General features: G+C 46.2%; 2 protein-coding genes. Both read left to right on the top strand.

The features are described 5' to 3' along the window. Positions 1-248: 248 nt before the first annotated feature. Positions 249-947, top strand: a complete 699-nt coding sequence (locus AACW75_RS21720; protein ID WP_237297964.1) for a hypothetical protein — start codon at positions 249-251, stop codon at positions 945-947. A 72-nt stretch (positions 948-1,019) separates the two neighbouring features. Then, on the top strand, positions 1,020-2,238 hold a 1,219-nt coding region (gene mobF, locus AACW75_RS21725), incomplete at its 3' end, for a MobF family relaxase (protein ID WP_237297965.1).

Consider the following 2,238-nt stretch of genomic DNA (forward strand, 5'->3'; position numbering starts at 1 on the left):
CAAACTTGCAGCATCTAGTTTGAACTCAGTAGAAAATGTACGTCGTTGTCGTTTTGTCATTGAACACCTCATTTATGGTGGAGACTTTACCACCTAATTTGGTGTCCGGGATCATTAGACCACTACACAACGAATATGACTCTGAATGGAAAGGATGGTTTAAGGCGTTTGTAGCTCATATCAAAAAAATCCCATACCGATACATCAAAATAGATTGGACACCCTATATCTATTTATATTCACGTGGAATGTCCCCCATTGAGGCGGCAAAAAATCTTGAATGGTCAGAATGCTACACTCAAGCGCACTCTGAGATCCGCTCCGCTCTTAAACACCAACTCAACATCAACTTACCTCTGTATCCCAAAGAACGATACCTGCAATTTACGCCCAGAATATTTCTGACACCTGAGCTTACCAGCAACAAGGTAACAGACATTCATTTTGAATTTATAGGACCCGACTGGGCTAAACCAAACGGCAATCCAAAAACAAAGCGCTTTTGGCCAAACAAACGCTACGTGTCTGTTTATTTAGATACCTCCCCCAAAAGTCGAGGTTGGTATGCCGTCATTCCCGATGAGGTTGATTGCTTTCAAGTGAGCTACAAATGGACAAGCCGGTCCCATTCTTTTTCAAGAGTCACCCATAATATTACTTACCAGTTAGAGCCAAATATAGAGTGTGCTCAAGATTGGCTGTATGGCAATGAGTGCATGAAGCATTCTGATTCTTCGAAACCAGCAATGGCCGCCGATGAATATAGCTTTAACCGTCTAGAATGCCTGACTCATGGCAAGCATTTAACCAAGGAAGAAATAATAGCGTTAGACCGATTTAAAGCGGGCATTACGTCCATTCACATTGATGAAAATGGCGTCACCATTCACGAAGAAAGAACGTTAACCGCTAGCAATTCATTTGCTTGTGTTGGGATCATTTTGTAACCGCAGTAACAGCACCCACCACTCAATTCATCGCCCTCATTGGTGATTGGCATTACACAAGGGAACACCGTCATGCTTTCTATCAGCCCTCTTAAATCCGCTTCTGGCGCTGCAAAGTACTACCTAAGCGAAGAAACCCCCAAAGACCTACCTGACGTCTCTTTAGAAAAAGATGCCGGTGATAACTATTACCTCAAAGAAAAAGACCAAGAAGAAAACACCTTCTGGCATGGCAAGCTGGCCATCGAAGCGGGGCTGGCTGGCAAACCCGTAGAGCAAGCCACCTTAGAATCGGTCCTCTCAGGCAGTCTTGGTGATGAAACTATTAAAGGGAAAAGGGGGAAACACAAATCAGGCTTCGACCTGACGTTTTCTGCGCCTAAATCCATCAGTGTTCTCGCGCTTATTGGCGGGGACACCCGCCTAATAGAAGCGCATAACAACGCAGTGAAGTTCGCCTTAACAGAGCTTGAAAAAGACGTTGCACAAGTCAAAGTCACTCATAAGAAAGGCGTTCAAGAATACGAAAATACGGATTCGATGATATTTGCGGTCGTGCGCCACAAGACCAGCCGTGAAAACGACATGCAAGTGCACTCGCACGCTCTCGCAGCTAACATGACTCGAGACCAAGAAGGGGATTTACGCGCTTTATCAACCAGCTTAAAACAAAAAGGGGGCGTCATTAACGGCACAGGCGAGCGCATCTACAACTTCCAAAAATACTACGGTATCTTGTACCAGAGCCAATTGGCTAAAGATGCACAAGCGCTAGGTTTTTCTACGCGAGGCGTTGGCAACGGTCAGTTCGAAGTCAGCGGTGTCCCTCAACCCATTCTTGATGCGTCATCCACTCGCAAACAGCAAATTGATCAACGCACACTCGATTTAGGCTTTGACTCTCGCGCCGCGCGAGATGTCGCGACCCTCGACACTCGTAAAAGCAAAACCCACCAGAGTAACGACAACCTCAACAAACAGTGGCAAAGCACCGTAAAAGAGCAAGGGTATGAACCCGCAGAGCTTGTCACCATGGCGCAACAAGTAAAAGAAGCGCAAAACACCCCACCACTTGGTGAAACCAAAGCCGCCATCAGCAGAGCCATTGACCATCTAGGGCAATACAGCACCGCGTTACACCTTGAAAAAATCATTGAACTCACCGCCTCAGAGTTCACCAAAGGCGGCGTGCAACTCAACGCCCTTGATATCAAAAAAGTCGCGGATGAAATGATTAAGCAGGGCGACTTGATAGGACTCAGTCACAAAGGGCAATACACCACCAAAGGCT

It is taken from the genome of Vibrio sp. L3-7 (genome assembly GCF_963898195.1).
Classification (GTDB): Bacteria; Pseudomonadota; Gammaproteobacteria; order Enterobacterales; family Vibrionaceae; genus Vibrio; species Vibrio echinoideorum.